The sequence below is a fragment of the Kitasatospora sp. NPDC086791 genome (genome assembly GCF_040685975.1).
Classification (GTDB): domain Bacteria; phylum Actinomycetota; class Actinomycetes; order Streptomycetales; family Streptomycetaceae; genus Kitasatospora.
On sequence record NZ_JBFBOC010000001.1, the window covers coordinates 790893 to 806285 of the forward strand.

Annotated in this window: 9 protein-coding genes; 4 read left to right on the plus strand and 5 right to left on the minus strand. The window is 75.7% G+C overall.

Annotated elements, in window-relative coordinates:
* Positions 1–96 precede the first annotated feature (96 nt).
* Entirely contained in the window at positions 97–4359 is a 4263-nt protein-coding gene (locus tag AB0Q99_RS03590; protein WP_363568024.1) for a hypothetical protein, read from the minus strand.
* 284 nt (positions 4360–4643) lie between these two features.
* On the opposite strand from AB0Q99_RS03590, the gene AB0Q99_RS03595 reads away from it, so the two are divergent.
* Positions 4644–6452, plus strand: coding sequence for a hypothetical protein (locus AB0Q99_RS03595; protein WP_363568025.1), 1809 nt, complete (start codon positions 4644–4646; stop codon positions 6450–6452).
* A 183-nt stretch (positions 6453–6635) separates the two neighbouring features.
* Here AB0Q99_RS03595 and AB0Q99_RS03600 read toward each other — a convergent pair whose 3' ends face one another.
* From AB0Q99_RS03600 to metF, 3 genes are all read right to left on the minus strand, one after another.
* Positions 6636–8933 carry a heavy metal translocating P-type ATPase gene (locus AB0Q99_RS03600; RefSeq protein WP_363568027.1) on the minus strand — a complete coding sequence of 766 codons (2298 nt, stop codon included), beginning with the start codon at positions 8931–8933 and terminating at the stop codon, positions 6636–6638.
* Positions 8934–9236: 303 nt separating this feature from the next.
* Positions 9237–10424, minus strand: coding sequence for a permease (locus AB0Q99_RS03605; protein ID WP_363568029.1), 1188 nt, complete (start codon positions 10422–10424; stop codon positions 9237–9239).
* A gap of 138 nt (positions 10425–10562) precedes the next feature.
* A complete protein-coding gene (gene metF, locus AB0Q99_RS03610; protein ID WP_363568219.1) occupies positions 10563–11507 on the minus strand; it encodes a methylenetetrahydrofolate reductase [NAD(P)H] in 945 nt (314 codons plus the stop codon).
* A 256-nt stretch (positions 11508–11763) separates the two neighbouring features.
* On the opposite strand from metF, the gene AB0Q99_RS03615 reads away from it, so the two are divergent.
* The 3 genes from AB0Q99_RS03615 to AB0Q99_RS03625 all read left to right on the plus strand — a co-directional run bounded on the left by AB0Q99_RS03615 (position 11764) and on the right by AB0Q99_RS03625 (position 13959).
* Complete coding sequence (locus AB0Q99_RS03615) at positions 11764–12117, plus strand: cation transporter (protein WP_363568030.1); 354 nt, start codon at positions 11764–11766, stop codon at positions 12115–12117.
* Between the two features lie 122 nt (positions 12118–12239).
* A complete protein-coding gene (locus tag AB0Q99_RS03620) occupies positions 12240–12644 on the plus strand; it encodes a hypothetical protein (RefSeq protein ID WP_363568031.1) in 405 nt (134 codons plus the stop codon).
* A 79-nt stretch (positions 12645–12723) separates the two neighbouring features.
* Positions 12724–13959 (plus strand): cytochrome P450, encoded by a 1236-nt coding sequence (locus AB0Q99_RS03625; protein WP_363568032.1) that lies wholly within the window; start codon positions 12724–12726, stop codon positions 13957–13959.
* Between the two features lie 199 nt (positions 13960–14158).
* Here the strand turns inward: AB0Q99_RS03625 and AB0Q99_RS03630 are convergent, their stop codons facing one another.
* Positions 14159–15316, minus strand: coding sequence for a Dyp-type peroxidase (locus AB0Q99_RS03630; RefSeq protein WP_363568034.1), 1158 nt, complete (start codon positions 15314–15316; stop codon positions 14159–14161).
* Between the last annotated feature and the right edge of the window lie 77 nt (positions 15317–15393).

Genomic DNA, 15393 nt, shown 5'->3' on the forward strand with positions numbered 1-15393 from the left:
TGGGCTCGGGACTCACGACGGCTGAGACGGCGGCGGGCGGGCGGAGTCACCGGCGTACGGTCTAGGATGGCGGCAACTGCCGTGTGGTTGCCGCATTCAGAGCGAATTGATCCGCCGTTGCATGGCTCGCACGTCCTGGTCCTCCGGGCTGTGCTCGACGGCCTTTCGAGCCAGGTCGCGGGCCTCCCGCAGCTGTCGGGCGTTGGCCCGCTGGACGGCGAACGAGCCGTAGACGATGCCGAGTTCACGGTGCAGCTTGCCGATGTCCTCCGGGGTGCGGGACAGGCCGATCGCCTCCTCCAGCAGCCGGATCGCCTCGGCGTAGCGGCGGGCCTCGTAGTGGTCGACGGCCTCGCCGCGCCAGACGCTGACCATCAGACGGCGGATGTCGGTCGAGTCGTCGTAGGACTTGGCCTTCTGCAGTATCGCGGCCTGGGCGGTGAACGGCTCGTCCTGCATCGCGTCGACCACGTGGTTGGCGAGCATCACCCCGACCCGGCGCGCGGCCTCGGACCCGGGCTCGCCGTCCCACTCCGGGTCCGCGTCCAGCGCCTCGGCCATCCGCCGCACGGCGCGGTCGCGGTCGTCGGCGAAGGCGGCGGCGCGGGCGAGGTGGCGCAGGACGAAGGCGAGGCCGAGCCGGTGGTCCGGGTCGGGGTCGAGGGCGATCAGCGCCCGCCAGGCCTCGGCGGCCTCCTCCAGCTCCGCCTCGGAGGCGTCGGTGCGGCTGAGCTGGCCGGCCCGGTTGCCGAGCGCGGCCGCCAGGAAGTGCCGGGCGGTCGGGTCGTCGGGGACCAGCTCCATGCTCTTCCGCAGCAGGTCCAGGGCCCGGGTGTAGTCCTTGTCCTCGTTGTTGATCTTGCGGGCCCACTGGGCGTACGTGGCGCCGAGGTCACCGCGCACCTCGGGGTCGTCGGGGGCCAGCGCGAACGCCTTCTCCAGCAGCGCGGCCGCGCCCGCCTGGTCGTCGACGGTGCTCTTGAGCAGCGCGCGGGCGGCCCGGACGCCGGACTCGGCGGCGATGGCGGCGGCATCGGCGGGCAGCACGGCGCCGGGCACGGCGCGGGCGCGGGTGAGGCAGTCCAGGGCCTCGTGCCAGTCCTGGTGGCGGTGGTGCTCACGGGCCTGGCTGACCAGGGACACGGCCAGCAGCGCCTGCCAGGCCTCGTCGCGCTCGCCCTCGGCGACCCCGTCCAGGGCGGCGACGGCGGCGGCCTGACGGCCCTGAAGCCGCAGGTAGTGCTGCGGGCCGAGCGCGCCGAACAGGCTGAGTGCCCGGGTGAGGGGCGGCGCGTCCGGCTCGGCGGCGCGGCGCCGCCAGGGCCCGACGGCCTGCTCGAAGGCGGCGGCCCAGGCGGCGAGTTCGGGCTCGGCGCGGAGCAGCCGGTCGAGCGTGGGGCCGACCGTGAGGCGGCGGGCCGGGCGGCCGGGCAGGGCGATCCGGATGTCCTGCTGGGCGAGGGCGTCGGCGCTGTGGGCCTCCATGCCGAGGAGCAGCGTCCAGGCGGTGGCCTCGTCGCCGCTGCGGCCGACGGCCCGGTCGAGGGCGCGCAGGTCGTCCCGGAGGTGGTCGATCAGCCCGGTACGGGCGGCGGCCAGCCGCTGTGGGTCGGCAGTGCGGCCGGTGATCCGGGCGGACTCGGCCCACAGGTCGGGCTGGTACAGGGCGGCGACCAGGCAGCCGAGCGTCCAGGCCCAGACCTCCGCGTCGGCGGTACCGGAGGCGGACGCTCCGGAAGTGGAGGGGGCAGAGGAAGCGGAGGCGGCGGAGGCGGCCGCGAGCCGGTAGCCGGCCAGGCCGAGCGCGTGCAGCAGCCGGGGGTGGGCCGGGTCCTTGAGCAGCAGCGCGCGGTAGGCCTCCCAGGCCTCGCGGTGGCGGCCCTCGGCGGCGTACTGGTGGGCCTCGTGCTCGGCGAGCAGGACCAGCGTGTCCACCGCCTGCGGGTGGCCGGGGGCGAGGGTGAGCGCCTGGCGCAGGTCGACGGCGGCCCGTCCGGGCTGTCCGGCGGCGAGGGCGGCGCCGGCCCGACGGACCAGGACGGCGGCGCGGACGGCACCGGCGTCGGCCGGCAGTTCGGCCAGCGCCTCGTCGTGGCGGCCGAGTTCGGCGCGCAGCAGGGCGAGGTCGAGCCGCACCGGCGCGGCGGCGGCGCTGTCGCCGAGCGCGGCGGCCCAGGCGGCCAGGACGGGTTCGGCCTGCTCGGGCGTGCCGACGCGGCGGGCGCAGTCCAGGACGGCGCGCAGCGCGGGGCCGGCGCAGCGGACGCAGCGGGGCGAGCGGGCGCCCTCGGGCGTGTGCAGGTGGTCGGCGCAGGCCTCGCGGCCGCAGCCGCCGCAGGCGCCGGTGACGGTGCCGGTCCGGTCGCAGACCGCGCAGTCGCCGGCGGGCTCCGTGGCACCCGCTGCGCCCGCCGTGCCCGCGGCGGCCGCCGCGGGAGTCCCGGCCGCGGGGGCGGTCAGGAAGTTCCGGTACCAGTCCAGCGCGGCGGCCCAGTTGCCGGCCCGTTCGGCGAGCAGGGCGCGCAGCCGGGCGGTCGCCGGGTCGCCGGCCGGGTCGGGCGGGCCGAGCAGGGCGATCGTCCGGGCCGGACGGTCGGCCAGCAAGGAAACGGTGGCCAGGTGGTAGCGGTCGCGCAGCCCGCCGGCGGCGTCCAGCAGGGTGGTGACCGTCCCGGGCGCGTCCTCGGCCAGGGCGAGGGCGGCGCGCAGCCGGGCCTGTCGGCGGGTGAGGGCGCCGGGCAGGGTGTCGGCGAGGGCGAGCGCGGCGGTGGCGCGTTGCCGCGCCTCGGGGCGGTCGCGGCCGGTGACCAGCAGGTGGGCGGCCTCGCGCAGGGCGGCCTCGCGCAGCGCGGCGCGGTAGCCGGGGGCGGCCGGGTGCTCGGCGGTGGCCCGCTGCCAGAGCTCACGGGCGGCGCCCGGGTCGGTGGCCAGGCGGGTCCGGGCGAGCCGGTCGCGGGCCAGCGCCCGGCGCTCGCGCAGTTCCTCGTCGTCCAGGGTCTCCCAGCGGGCGAGGGCGCCGGCCGGGTCGTCGGTGCGGGCGAGGGCGAGGCCGTGGTGGAAGGTGGCGATCCGGGTCCAGCGGGAGCCCGGTTCGGTGGCGGACCCGTCGGCGCGCCTCAGCGGCTCGGCCTCGGTGCGCGGCCGGGGGCCGGCTTCGGTGCGCGGCAGTGGCTCGGCCTCGGCACGCAGCAGCGGCTCGGCCTCGGCGGTCCGCCCGGCGGCGAGCAGGGCGGCGCCGAGCCGGACCCGGGCCGGGCGCCAGTCCGGGGCGTGGCCGAGGCCGGCGCGGTAGTCGGCGGCGGCCTCGGCGGGGCGCTCGGCCCGTTCGTGCACCAGGGCGAGGCCGAACCGGGCCGGGGCGTGGGCGGGTTGGAGGGTCAGGGCGGCGGTGAACTGTTCCCGGGCCTGGTCGTCGGCGCCGAGCAGCAGGGCGAGCCGGCCGAGGGCGTAGCGGGGGCGGGGGTCGGTCGAGGTCTCCACGGCGGCGGCCGCGAGGTCGCTCCAGGCCGCCCCGGTGGCGCCGAGCCGCTGCCGGGCCAGACCGCGGAAGAGCAGGCTGTCGGTGCGCAGCGCCGGGCCGCGCCCCCAGGGGGACGGTTCGCCGGGGCCGCGGCGCAGTGCCTCGTCAAAGGCGGCGACGGCGGGTTCGTCCCGGTGCAGGGTGTACAGCTGGGCGCCCCAGCGGAACCAGAGTTCGCCGCTGCCGCCGGGGGCCGTGGCGGCGAGCAGGGCCTCGGCCTCGACGGTCCGGTCGGTCTCGCGGAGCAGGGCGGCGCGGGCGAGCACCGGCCAGTCGCGGCCGGGCAGGGCGGCGAGGGCGCGGACGGTGGCGTCCTCGCGCCGGCCGGCGTCGCCCTCGCGGCAGCGGCCCTGCAACCAGTCGAGGGCCCGGGCGGCGGTCTCGGCCTCCTCGCCGGGTTCGGCCCCGGCGGTGGTGGCCCAGAGGAAGGCGAGCAGCGGTCCGAGGTCGCCGTCCGGTGCCTGTATCCGTTCCTCGGCGAGGTGGCGCAGGCTCCACCGGGGCAGTTGGCGGGCCGGGTCGGCGAGCAGGGGGAAGGCCTCGCGGTGCAGGGCGAGGGCGGCCTGCCGGTCTCCGGTGGGGATGGTGGCCGCGGCTTGGCCGATCAGGGCGAGGCCGCGCTGCGGGGCCAGTTCGGCGGGCCCCGCGGCGAGGTTCCCGGCCAGTCGGGCGTAGCGGCGGCGGGCCTGGGCGGCCTTGCCGACGGCGAGCCGTTCGGCGGCCGTGGCCAGGGCCTTCGCCACCGTCTCCGCGTCCAGAACCCGTCGGCGGCGCGCCAGTACGACGGCGGCCGCACCGGCCGTCGCCACCAGGATCAGCAGCACCGCTAGCAGCACCATGCACCGTCCCCCTGCGTCAGGTCGCCGCCCACTCGATGATCAACTCCGTTCTGGCGATCATGAGTTGACGTTGCGTCGTGATGTTGCTCGGGCGCCATCAGAATAGGCCCTCGACCGGACAGACGAACAGGAAAGAGCACTATCCTGGGCAACGCACCGGCAGGATCGGCAGAACGGGAACAAGCGCGCCACCAGCAGTCGGCGGCGGTCACCGGGGATCGGCGGCGGTCGGCGGCGTCGAGCGGTTCAGAAACGTCGAGTGGTTCAGAAGCGTCGGGGGTCGTGTGTCCGAGTCGCGTTGGGTGCCCGGGCTCCGGTTCGGGCCGGAGTTCGACCCCGAGCAGTACGAACTCCTGGAATTCCACCACCGGGGCGGCGAAGCCGAGGTGTGGCGGGCGGTCCGGACCGGCCACAACGGCCGCAAGGAACTGGTCGCCGCGAAGATCATGCTGGAGCGCGACCCGTCCGAGGTCCGCCGCTGGCTCGGGCGCTGGGACGACGTCTCGCACAACGCGCACCGGCTGGGCGTCACCGACCTGGTGGTGCCCAGCTTCCTGCTCGGCCCCTCCCCGCACCGGCCCGGCGCGGCGCCCTCCGCCGGGCTGCTGGGCTACCAGATCTCGCCCTGGGTCGAGGGCGTGCCGCTGCACACCTGGGCCCGTGCCCAGCGCGGCGGCCCGGCGGCGGTCGCCGAGGTGCTGGCCCGGCTCTGCCGGATCGTCGACGAGCTGCACCGCAAGCGCTGGGTGCACCGTGACATCTCCCCCGCCAACGTCCTGGTGGACGGCCAGGGCCAGGTCAAGCTGATCGACCTGACCTTCCTCGCCCCGCTCGACCACACCCTGACCGTCGCGGTGTTCACCCCCGGGCACGTCCCGCCGGAGGCCGAGCAGGTCGGCGGCTTCCCGACCGCCGCCAAGGACCTGTTCGCGGTCGGCACCCTCGCCCGCACCCTGCTGCTGCCCGACCACGGCCGGCTCGACCACCGGCTCGCCGCCGAGCAGGCCCGCGCCGAGCTGCTCGCGGCGGGCTACGCCGAGGAGTTGGCGCGCTGGGCGTGCGAGCCGTTGGCCCGCGAGCCGGAGCGCCGCCCCGCGCCGCTCGGCCCGTGGGTCGCGCGCGGTCGCGAACTGCTGCGCTCCCACCGGCCGGTGGCCCGCACCGCGGGCCTGGCCGTGCTGCCCGACCGGACCGGGCGCCCGCTGGTGGTCGCCGGCGGCTCCGAGGGCACCGCACTGGCCGGGCCCGGCCGTGTCGGCCACCACCTGCCCACCGGCCAGGGCCCGGAAGCCGTACGGGAGTTGACGGCCGGCTGGGCCGGACGTCAGGGCGAGCTGGTGGTCTGCGCCGAGGACCGCGGCAACACCCTCTGGGTCGGCACGTCGACCGGCTGGTGGGAGGCGGCGCGCGGGGTCAACGGACTGGCCGGGGCGGTCGGTCCGGGCGGGGAGATGACGGTCTGGACGGCCGTCGGCGGCGCGCTGCGCTCCTACCGCTGGGCACCCGGCCTCACCCTCACCGGCCAGGAGCTGTCCGGCTGCCCGGCCGACCGGGTGCTCGCGGCGCTGGAGGAACGGCCCGGCTGCTGGCTGGTCCTGGTCGAGCACCGCGGCCGGGTGCTGAGCTGGCGGCCCGGATCCGCCGAACCACCCGCCCCGCTCGGCCCGGACCACCCGGGCGGCCGGGACGGCTCCCTGCGCGCCGGAGCGCTGGCCCGCGCCTCCGCCGGGCCGCAGGCCGTCGCCCTGCGGCCGGACGGCTCGGTCCAGCTGCACACCCTCGACTCCGCCGGGCCGGGCACCGAGATCGGCGACGGCGAACCCTCCCTCGGCATCGCCATGGTGGGCCACCGCGGCGGCCCCACCATCGCCCTGGCCGGCGCCGGCGGCGTCCGGCTGCGACTGCCTGCCGCCGGCGCCGCCCGCCGCCCGCGCTGGTGGCGGCCGACGCTGCGCCCGGCCACCCGGGTCGCGCTGGCGATGGGCGACGACTGGCGGCTCTGCCTGGCCGCGGTGGTCGAGGGCGAGCTGCAGGTCTGGCAGGAGGACGCGGCGTACCGCTGGCAGGCGGTGGATCTGCCGGAGAGTCCTTGAGCACACGGCGCCGACGAGCATGGCGAGTTGACCGTCCATCAGTTCGGTCGGCGCGACAGGGCACGCCGGAGCCCCTGGAAACCCCGATCGGGGTTTCCAGGGGCTCCGGCCCAGCGGTGCCGAGTGCTCAGAAGTCCCTGAGTCGCGACAGAGGGACGCTCAGCGGGCAAGCCACCGGGCGGGTCAGCGGAAGCGGCGCAGCCGGAGGCTGTTGCCGACCACGAAGACCGAGGAGAAGGCCATGGCCGCCCCCGCGATCATCGGGTTGAGCATCCCGGCCGCGGCCAGCGGCAGGGCGGCGACGTTGTAGCCGAAGGCCCAGAACAGGTTGCCCTTGATGGTGCCGAGGGTACGGCGGGAGAGCCGGATGGCGTCCGCCGCGGCCAGCAGGTCCCCGCGGACCAGGGTCAGGTCGCCGGCCTCGATCGCGGCGTCGGTGCCGGTGCCCATCGCCAGGCCCAGATCGGCCTGGGCGAGCGCCGCGGCGTCGTTGACGCCGTCGCCGACCATCGCCACGACCTTGCCCTCGGCCTGCAGCCGCTTCACGGTGTCGACCTTGTCCTGCGGCATGACCTCGGCGATCACGTGCTCCGGCGCGATGCCGACCTCGGCCGCCACCGCCTCGGCGACCAGCCGGTTGTCACCGGTCAACAGGACCGGGGTCAGGCCCAGTTCGCGCAGCTTGCCGATCGCCTCGGCGCTGGTCGGCCTGACCGCGTCGGCGACCTCCAGGACGGCCCGGGCCGCGCCGTCCCAGCCGACCGCGATCACGGTGCGGCCGGCCGCCTCGGCGGCGCGCTTGGCCTCGGCCAGAGCCTCCGGCAGGTCCTGCGACCACGCGTTCAGCAGCGCCTCCCGGCCGGCCACCACCGCGTGGCCGTCCACCACGCCCTGGACGCCCAGGCCCGGGACGTTCTCGAAACCCTCGACGGCGGGCGGTTCGCCGGCCTTGGCGGCGGCGGTCGCGATCGCCCGGGCGATCGGGTGTTCGGAGGCGTGCTCCAGGGCTCCCGCCAGGCGCAGCACCTCGGCCTCGTCGACGCCGGCGGCGGTGTGCACGGCGAGCAGGGTCATCCGGCCGGTGGTGACGGTGCCGGTCTTGTCCAGCACGATGGTGTCGACCCTGCGGGTGGACTCCAGGACCTCCGGGCCCTTGATCAGGACGCCCAGCTGGGCGCCGCGACCGGTGCCGACCAGCAGCGCGGTCGGCGTTGCCAGGCCCAGGGCGCACGGGCAGGCGATGATCAGCACGGCGACGGCGGCGGTGAAGGCGGCGGTCCAGCCCTCGCCGGTGCCCAGCCAGTAGCCGAGGGTGGCCACCGCGAGCACGATCACGATCGGCACGAAGACCGCGGAGATCCGGTCCGCGAGGCGCTGCGCGGCGGCCTTGCCGTTCTGCGCCTCCTCGACCAGCCGGGCCATCCGGGACAGCTGGGTGTCCGCGCCGACCCGGGTCGCCTCGACCACCAGCCGGCCGCCCGCGTTGACGGTGGCACCGGTGACGGTGTCGCCGACCCCGACCTCGACCGGGACGGACTCGCCGGTCAGCATGGAGGCGTCCACCGCGGAGGCGCCGTCGACCACCAGGCCGTCGGTGGCGATCTTCTCGCCCGGCCGGACCACGAAGCGGTCGCCCACGGCGAGGTCGGCGATCGGGATGCGCACCTCGACTCCCGCCCGTCGCCCACCGCCGCCCTGGTCCGAGGGCGCTTCGCGCCCGCCCCCCGCGTTGCGCAGCACCGTCACGTCCTTGGCGCCCAGTTCCAGCAGCGCCCTGAGCGCGGCCCCGGCGGTCCGCTTGGAGCGGGCCTCGACGTAGCGGCCGGCCAGGATGAAGGCGGTGACGCCCGCCGCCGCCTCCAGGTAGATGTTGGACGCGCCCTCGCTGCGGGCGATGGTGAACTCGAAGCCGTGCCGCATGCCCGGCATCCCGGCGTCGCCGAAGAACAGCGCCCACAGCGACCACAGGAACGCGGCGCCGGTGCCGAGCGAGACCAGGGTGTCCATCGTCGCGGCGCCGTGCCGGGCGTTGGTGAACGCGGCCCGGTGGAAGGGCCAGGCGGCGTAGGTGACGACCGGGGCGGCCAGGGTCAGGGACAGCCACTGCCAGTTGTCGAACTGCAGGGCCGGCACCATCGCCATCGCGACCACGGGCACGGCGAGCACCAGCGCGGTGAACAGCCGGGCCCGCAGCGGGGCCAACTCGTCGGCAGGCGTGGCCTGGTCACCGGCCGGACGCTCGACGGCCGGGGGCTCGGGCAGCGCCGCGGTGTAGCCAATAGCCTCGACGGTGGCGATCAGGTCGGCGACCTCGACGCCGCCGCCGAAGGAGACCCTCGCCTTCTCGGTGGCGTAGTTGACGCCGGCGGTGACCCCGTCCATCCGGTTGAGCTTCTTCTCGATGCGGGCCGCGCACGAGGCGCACGTCATTCCGCCGATCGAGAGTTCCACCTCCGCGGAGGCGGGTGCCTGCGTAGTCATCGTCGCTCCTCGTGACAGTCGTCTTGCCGGTGGCGCCGGGAGGCCCTGCGGCCCGTGCGGTGTCATACCCGGGAGGGGTATCGAGCGGCGCCATGAGTCCCTTTATACCCCCCAGGGGTATCAACAGCAAGCCTCGAGCGATACCCCCGACAGGTATTTTCGCGACCGGTCGACCAACCTGATCAGATACCCCTACGAGGTATCCATCCTCGGAGGATCACCCGGCACCGCGCTGCTCGCCCGCACTCTTGACCGATCAGGTGCTCGGATGTCGGCCCGGGGAGGGACGTCACGGGACGGGCCTCAGTGGTGGCCGTGGCGTTCGGGCCCCTCGCCGGCGGGCTCCTCACCGGTGGGTCCGGCCGGGGAGCCGCCCATCATGCGCAGCATCGCCGCGCCGCCCGTGCGGAAGAAGCGGACGAGCAGGGCGGCGGCCAGGAGCAGGAAAACGATGTTGAGCCAGGTGGTGTAGTTCCACTCGACGCCCGACATCGGGATCTCCGCGTCGCGCTCGTCCGGGATCAGGCCGAGGGCACCGAAGAGGATCTCGACCACGTACCCGGCGAGGACCATCGCCACGTAGAAGGTGCCGAGCAGGAAGCGCGCCATCCGGGCGCCGTAGTACTTCCGGTAGATGTTGAGGATGGGCAGGATCAGCAGGTCCGCGAAGATGAACGCGACCACCCCGCCGAAGCTGATCCCGCCCTTCCACAGCACCACCGCGAGCGGCACGTTGCCGATCGAGCAGACGAAGGACGCGATCGCCACCAGCGGGCCGACCAGCGGGCCCCAGATCTTGCCGGCGAGGGGGTGGTCGGCGAAGAAGAAGGCCTGCCAGAAGGAGTCGGGCACCCAGGCGGCGATGGCGCCCGCGATCAGCAGGCCGAGGACGAGGTCGCGCAGGATCGCCGCCCACTCCATCACGAAGACGTGCGAGACGGACGTGAAGCCCCGGCCGGACAGCAGCCGGCGGGTGAAGGGGCCGTCGCCGCCCACCGACATGTCCATCGCCGCGTGCCCCTCCATCGAGCCCGCCCGGCCGTGCTCGGCCTGGTCGCGGGCCTCGCGCAGCAGCCGGCCGTGCAGCAGCCGCCGGAAGAGCACGGCGAGCAGCAGGATCATCACCGGCCCGCCGACGAACTCGGCCGCGGTGAACTGCCAGCCGAGCAACAGGGCCAGGATGATGCCGAGTTCGATGACCAGGTTGGTCGAGGCGATCTCGAAGGCCATCGCCGCGGTGAAGTTCGCGCCCTTGCGGAACAGTGAACGGGCCAGGGCGACGGCGGCGTACGAGCAGGACGAGGAGGCGGCGCCGAGGCCGGCGGCGACGGCGAGGGTCCGGGGGCGGTCGTCGCCGAGCAGCCGGACCACGGTGGCCTTGTGGACGACGGCCTGGACGACGGCGGAGAGCAGGAAGCCGAGGATCAGGGCCCAGGTGATCTCCCAGGTCATCGATCCGGCGATGGACAGCGCGTGCAGGATCGCGTGCATGGTGGTCCGCCTCCCGAGGTGCCGCGGGACTCCGATGAGCGCCGGTCACCATATACCCATATGGGGTATCCAAGAACCGAGGCGCGCCGCCACCCGGCGCCGGACGGTGGCACCTGCGCGGCCGCGGGTGCCCGCTCGTCAGGCGCGGCCGACGGTCAGGGGAAGGGCCGCGGGCTCCCCGACCGGTCGGTCGAGGCCGAGGTTGCGGTGGATCTCCAGCGCGGCGGTGGAGCGGTTCAGCGTGATGTAGTGCAGGCCGGGCGCGCCCTCGCGGAGCAGGCGCTCGGCCATCCGGGTGGCGTGGTCGACGCCGATGCGGTGGGCGGCCGCACGGTCGCCGCGGGCCGCCTCCAGGCGCAGCGCGAGGCCGGCCGGGAAGGACGCCCCACTGAGCTCGGCGAAGCGGCTGATCTGGCGGACGTCGGTGGCGGGCATGATCTCCGGGATGACCGGGGTCTCGCAACCCGCCGCGGCCAGCCGGTCCCGCAGCCGCAGGTAGTGCTCGACCTCGAAGAACATCTGGGTGACGGCGTAGTCGGCGCCCGCGCGGCACTTGGCGACGAAGTGCCGGATGTCGTCGTCCCAGTCCGTGGAGCGCGGGTGGCGCTCGGGGAAGGCCGCCACGCCGACGGTGAACGCGCCGCACTCCTTGACCAGCCGCACCAGCTCGACGGCGTGCCGCAGGCCCTGCGGGTGCGGCTCCCAGGGCCCGTTGGGGTTGCCGGGCGGGTCGCCGCGCAGGGCGAGCACGTCCCGGATCCCGACGTCCGCGTACCGCCGCAGCACGGCCTGGAGTTCGGCGGTGGAGTGGCCGACGGCGGTCAGGTGGGCCACCGGGCGCAGCGTGGTCTGCGCGGCGATCCGCTCGGTAGTCTCGATGGTGCGGTCGCGCGAGGAGCCGCCGGCGCCGTAGGTGACGGAGACGAAGGTCGGCGCGGTCGCCTCCACCCGCCGGATCGCGGCCCAAAGGGCCCGCTCGCCGGAGTCGTCCTTGGCGGGGAAGAACTCGAAGGAGTAGGTCCGTTCGCCGGCGGCGAGGGTCTCGCGCAGGCCGCGCGGACCGCGGCGGGTGGTCTGGTCCATGGGGTTCACGGGGCTCACCTCGGGTGGTCGGGTCGGTCGTCCGCCGGCACGCGGACGCACCCTCCCACCCTGCCCCGGAACCCGCAACAGGGCCGCCACAGGCCGGTATCGGCGGCTCCGGGCCGGTGGAACCGCCGCATCCCGCGCGGGACGCGCGAGCCTCTTGATACCCTAGGGGGGTATGGTATGTTCTCCGGCGAACCCGCTGACCGGGCCTTTCCCGGAAGGCGCCGGACATCCACGACAGGAGCACACCATGAGCGAGACCACCGTCACCGTCGAGTCGGTCGGCACCGAGGCCCCCTCCTGCTGCGGCTCGTGCGGCACCGGCGCCGAGGCCGGCACCGACACCGACACCACTGCGGCCTCCGCCGGCGAGTCCCCCCTGCTCGCGGCCTTCCAGGTCAAGGGCATGACCTGCGGCCACTGCGTCACCTCGGTCACCGCCGAGCTGACGAAGCTCGACGGCGTCACCGACGTCGCCGTGGACCTCACCTCCGGCACGGTCACCGTCACCGTCGACGGCACCCGGTCGCTCGCCGACGCCGACGTCGCCGCCGCGATCGAGGAGGCCGGCTACGACCTGGTCGGCCGCCTCGCCCACCCCTGAACCCGGAGGGCGCGGCAGCCCGGCCTGCCGCGCCCCACCCGAATTCCCCGGCCTCCGGTACAGGGTGGGGGTATCCTCGACACCCACCGGCCCTGCGCGCCGGCGACTCGGGGGAATCTGCCATGTCGTCGATCGCCTTCATCCGCCGCCTGGACGGCCTGGTCTACCGCTTCGAGCCGGACGGCACCTTCCACGGCAGGCCGTCGTTCAAGCGGACCGACCTGGACGTCTGGTGCCGCTGGCTGCCCGGGCGCGGCTGGTGCACCGTCGGCGCCGACGGGGTGCCCAACTCCGCGCCACTGCCGGGCGGAACGGCCGGGGAGCCGTTCCCGCCGCTCTGCCCCTGGCGCAGCTGGAAGGCCGGCAAGTCGTACCTCTACGACCTGCGCCGCGTCGCCCGGACCACCCCCGAAGAGCTCGACACCCTCCGGTCGTTCCGGTTCGCCGACCCGGCTCGGGGCATAGCATCGGGCACAACGGGAGAAGCGTCACAAGCCTCCAATTCCCCATGGAAATATGACAGTTAGTTTCTCGGACTCCCCTCCCGTCGACCAGCCGGCCCGCCCACCACGCTTGCCGCCGCCTCGCCGACCGTCGAAGGGACCCATGGACTCCGCCGCCGACACCCGGGCCGCCCTCCCCCCGCTCCACCGGCTCCCCGTCTCCCCCGCCCTTCCGCCCCGCCCGACCACCCTCCCCGACGGCACCCCCGCCTGGCTGGTCACCCGCTACCAGGACGTCCGGCAGGTCCTCGGCGACCCCCGGATCACCCGCGCCGACCTGCACGACGTCGGCACCGCCGGTGCCACCGCCGACGTGGCCGCCAACCCGGCCTCCCTGTTCAACCAGGACGGCCCCGCCCACCGGCGACTGCGCGGCACCGTCCAACGGGCCTTCGCCCCGCGCGCCATCGCCGGCTGGCAGCCCTGGGTCGCGGCCGCCGTCCAGCAGTCGGTGGACGCGCTGGTCGCCGCGGGGCCACCGGCCGACCTGGTCACCGCGTTCGCCCGGCCGGTGCCCTTCGCCGTCACCACCCGGCTGATGGGGCTCGACGGCGACGGGCCGGACAGCCTGGACGCGGACCGGCTGCAGCGCTGGACCCTCGCGCTGCTCGCCCAGGGCGGCGACCCCGCCGAGGGCGGGACCTCCGGAGGTGAGAGCGCGAGCGCCACCGCCGACCACGCCGACGCCCTCGCCGAATACGGCGCGTTCACCACGGAGTTGATCGAGCGCCGCCGCCGCGAGCCCGGCGACGACCTGGTCAGCCGACTCGTCCGGGCCGCCGACCACGACGGCGGCATCCCCGAGGAATCCTTCGTCCACCTCGTCGCCGGACTCACCGCCAGCGGCAACGAGAGCGTCGCCGGTGCCCTCGGCAACGCCCTCGTCTACCTCCTCGGCGAACGCGCCGCGCACTGGCCGCGCCTCGCCGACCCCGACACCGCCGAGCGCACCGCCGAACGCCTGCTCCACTACATCCCGCTCGGCGACGACGAGGCCACCATCCGCCGCGCCACCGCGGCGATCGAGCTCGGCGGCGCCACCATCCCGGCCGGTTCCGTCGTCGCGATCAGCCTCGGCAGCGCCAACCGCGACCCCGAGGTCTACTCCGAAGGCCTCGACGCCGACCTCGACCTCCCGCTCGCCGCCCCCACCCTCGCCTTCAGCGCCGGCCCCCACTACTGCATCGGCGCCTGGCGCGTCCGGCTCGAGATGCGCGAGTCCCTGCACCGCCTCGCCACCGCCCTCCCCGGCCTCCGCCTCACCATCCCGGTCGCCGACATCGCCTGGCAGCTCGGCGGCACCACCCGGAGCCCGGCCCGCATCCCGGTCGACTGGTGATCACGGGGCCGTGCCGCCGTCGCCGCACCCGACAGCGGCGACGACGACGGCACGGCGGTCGGCAGTCGGCAGACGGCAGACGGCAGTCGGCAGACGGCAGACGGCAGACGGCGGTCGGCAGACGGCAGACGGCGGTCGGCAGACGGCAGACGGCAGACGGCAGTCGGCAGTCGGCAGACGGCACGCCCCAGGGGGACGGTCACCCGAACAGCCCCTCCCCCAGCACCCCGCCCTCCCGCACCCCCGGCAGGACGTACACCACCGCCGACGCCGTGTGCTCCAGGAACGGGTTCAGCGCGTCCCGCGCGGCCAGCCGCTCCTGCACCCGGGTGAACAGCGCCGGGTCCCGCATGAAGGCGCAGAACAGCAGACCCCGGTCGCCCGGCCCGTCGTCATAGCTGTAGCCGCGCCGCAGCATCCGGGCGCCGCCGTCCAACCGGGGGCTGGAGAGCCGGATGTGGGCGGTGGCCGGGATGACGTACGAACCGTCGTGGTTCTTCGCGTAGATGTCCGGCTCGTCGTGCTCCGCCGCGCCGGTGAGCGGGGCGCCGTCGCCCTCCCGGCGTCCCATCGCCTGGTCCCGGCGGTCGGCGGGCAGGGCGGTGAAGCCGGCGGTGTCCATCCGGATCCGGCGGTAGACCAGGACCGTCCCGTGCTCGTGCGGTCCCGGCGGGCCCCAGACCCACTGCCGGGCGGCCTCCTCGTCCGGGTTCGCCGTGCCGTCCTTGAAGCCGAACAGGTTCCTCGGCGTGCTGCCCGCGGCCGTCCGGGGCAGGAAGCCGGACTGCGTCCACCGCACGGACGCGCCCGCCGCCCCGGCCGCCGCGCCGACCTGCTCGGCGACCACGGACAGCGGCCAGCGGTCCGCCGCGCACAGCTGGACCAGCAGGTCGCCGCCGCCCCGCGCCGGGTCGAGCCGGTCCCCCGAGAAGGCCGGCAGCTCCGCCAGGACCGGCGCCGGAACGTTCAGCCCCAGCCGGGCCGCGAGCCCCGGCCCGACCCCCACCAGGCCGCTGAGCCGGGCCGGTTCGCCACCCCGCAGCCGCGCGTCCGCCGACCTGCCGCCGACCGCCTCGGCGAGCACCCGGGTCAACTCCCCGAGCAGGCCGCGCAGCACGGTCCGGCCGTCCGAGGTCACGGCCGGCGCCAGGTCGAAGGCGATGAGCTGGGTGGCCGGCTGCTGCGGGGCCGTCACCCCGGCCTGCCGCTCGCCGTGGAAGGGGACGGGCGGCTCGGGCGGCGGCGCGGCCCGTCCGCCGTCGCCCCCGCGGGCCAGCGCCGTGGCCCCCACGCCGACCCCGGCACCGACCCCGGCGGCCAGCACCACGCCGCCCGCGAGCAGGGTCCTCCGGTCCATTCCGCCCGCGACAGTTCGTGGCCGGTCCTGCGCCTTTCCGGTTTCGGCATGCATGGGCCACATTGGAGACGATAGAC